We start from the raw sequence: 2,489 nt of genomic DNA on the forward strand, positions 1-2,489 counted from the left end.
TTTCAGGAAAGCAACGCCGCCCGARTGGCCCGGGCAGTGCCAGGAATAGGAACCGTCTTCGGCATAGTCGAGCAGTGCCTTGAAAAACGGCGGCTGCACGCCTTCCAGGTAGCTCTTGGCCTCCCGCAGGATGTGGCGCGCCACGAACTCGGGCGTGTCCTCRAACATGTGGATGAAGCCGTGCAGTTCACGCAGGATGTCGTTGGGGATGTGGCGCGAGGTCTTGGTCTCGCCATAGACGTAAATCGGCACATCCAGGTTCTTGCGGCGTACTTCCTCGATAAAGGTGCGCAGGTTGAGCACGGCCGGGTCGAGGTCGGGGCCTGGCGAAAACTCCTCGTCGTCAATCGACAAAATGAAGGCGCTGGCCCGGCTTTGCTGCTGGGCGAACTGCGAGAGGTCGCCGTAACTGGTCACCCCCAGGACTTCGAAGCCCTCGGTTTCAATGGCTTGCGCCAGCGCACGGATGCCCAGACCGGAGGTGTTCTCGGAGCGGAAGTCTTCGTCGATGATGACGATGGGAAAGCGGAATTTCATGGCTTGGGCTGGAGTTCATGGTCGCCCTGAACCTGTCGGAGGGCATGGGAAACGCTCAAAGGGCATAGACAGGTTGAGCCCGGGCGGTGAGAGGAAGCTTTTTCCAAGCAGCGAAGTGTAAGGACATATTGTTGCGCTACGCTTGCCTTGGGGTCTAATTGCCCCAAAATGTAGCGGATGACCGACAAAAGGAGGATGCATGAGTGAATCGACTATCTGGTGGCTGCTGGCAGGTACGGCAGTCGCGGTGGAGCTGGTAACCGGAACTTTTTACCTGCTGATGATCGCGGTAGGCTTGGCAGCCGCTGCAATTGCCGCTCATTTGGGCGCCTCGACGGCCCTGCAACTCGTTACGGCGGCCGTTGTCGGCTCGGCCACCGTGGGCGTTACCCATTTCATTCGGGGTCGGGGGCCCAAGGCGTTATCGGCAGGAACCAATCCGGACGTCAACATGGATATTGGTGAAACGGTACAGGTCGATGACTGGCAAGCGGACGGCACGGCGCTCGTACGCTACCGCGGCGCGCAATGGGCGGTTGTTCAGGCGGTTGATGGCACGCCTTCGGCGGGCGCCCACCGTATTCGGGAAGTTATTGGCAGCAAATTGGTCGTAGAAAAAATCTGAGGGAATCACCATGTCATCTTATGTAGCACTCATTATTCTCATCGTCGCGGTCATCTTCGTCATCCGCGCCGTCAAATTCGTTCCCCAGCAAAATGCCTGGGTCATCGAACGTATGGGTAAATATCACGCAAGCCTGACGCCGGGCCTCAACTTCCTGGTTCCCTTTATTGACCGCGTCGCCTACAAGCACAGCCTGAAGGAAATCCCGCTTGACGTTCCCAGCCAGGTTTGCATTACCCGCGACAACACGCAGCTGCAGGTCGACGGCATCCTGTATTTCCAGGTCACGGACCCGATGCGGGCCAGCTACGGCTCATCCAACTACATCGTGGCTGTCACGCAACTGGCGCAGACCTCCCTGCGTTCCGTGATCGGCAAGCTCGAACTCGACAAGACCTTTGAAGAACGCGACATCATCAATGCGCAGGTTGTTGCCGCCATTGACGAGGCCGCCCTGAACTGGGGTGTGAAAGTCCTGCGCTACGAAATCAAGGACTTGACGCCCCCCAAAGAGATTCTGCATGCCATGCAGTCGCAAATTACGGCAGAGCGTGAGAAGCGGGCTCTGATCGCTGCTTCCGAAGGCCGCCGCCAGGAGCAGATCAATATCGCCACCGGCGAACGTGAAGCCTTCATTGCCCGCTCGGAAGGCGAAAAACTGGCTGCCATCAACAACGCCCAAGGTGAAGCCGCCGCCATCATGGCCGTTGCCGACGCCAATGCAAAAGCCATCGAAATGGTCGCGGCCGCAATCCGCCAGCCCGGCGGCGAACAGGCCGTTCAGCTCAAGGTGGCCGAACAGGCGGTTGACGCCTATTCCAAGGTAGCCAGGGACGCCAAAACCACGTTGGTGGTACCCAGCAACATGACGGAAGTCACCGCCCTCATCAGCTCGGCCATGAAGATGGTGCAAGCCAACAAGGTGTGACGACGGGCTTTTTTGCCGACAGCACGTGAACGCACCCATGAGCGCAAAAAATGTACTGGGCACGGATTTGGTGCCCTGCTCCTATGATCCGCTGACCGGCTACTTTCGTGACGGTTGCTGCAACACGGATGCGTCGGATGCGGGGTCCCACCTGGTATGCGTTCGCGTCACGCGTGAATTTCTGGCTTTTTCCGCCAGCCGCGGCAACGATCTTTCCACGCCGCAGCCTGCGTACCGCTTTGCGGGCCTTCAGCCGAATGACCGCTGGTGCCTGTGTGCCAACCGCTGGCGCGAAGCGCTGGAGGCCGGCTTTGCGCCGCCTGTCGTGCTGGAGTCGACGCACAGCAAGGCGCTGGAATTCGTCTCCCTGGCCCTGCTGGAAAAGCACCGGTTCCAGGG

General features: G+C 59.3%; 4 protein-coding genes. 3 read left to right on the top strand and 1 reads right to left on the bottom strand.

Annotation, left to right across the window (positions count from 1 at the left end; genetic code table 11):
* On the bottom strand, positions 1 to 537 hold a 537-nt coding region (locus AC1D1X_RS20750), incomplete at its 3' end, for an Orn/Lys/Arg decarboxylase N-terminal domain-containing protein (protein WP_477699055.1).
* 199 nt (positions 538 to 736) lie between these two features.
* On the opposite strand from AC1D1X_RS20750, the gene AC1D1X_RS20755 reads away from it, so the two are divergent.
* The 3 genes from AC1D1X_RS20755 to AC1D1X_RS20765 all read left to right on the top strand — a co-directional run.
* Entirely contained in the window at positions 737 to 1,162 is a 426-nt protein-coding gene (locus tag AC1D1X_RS20755; protein ID WP_477671663.1) for an NfeD family protein, read from the top strand.
* A gap of 10 nt (positions 1,163 to 1,172) precedes the next feature.
* Positions 1,173 to 2,090 carry an SPFH domain-containing protein gene (locus AC1D1X_RS20760; RefSeq protein ID WP_477649893.1) on the top strand — a complete coding sequence of 306 codons (918 nt, stop codon included), beginning with the start codon at positions 1,173 to 1,175 and terminating at the stop codon, positions 2,088 to 2,090.
* Between the two features lie 37 nt (positions 2,091 to 2,127).
* On the top strand, positions 2,128 to 2,489 hold a 362-nt coding region (locus AC1D1X_RS20765; protein ID WP_477699056.1), incomplete at its 3' end, for a DUF2237 family protein.

This window comes from Polaromonas sp. P1_G4, from assembly GCF_056405475.1.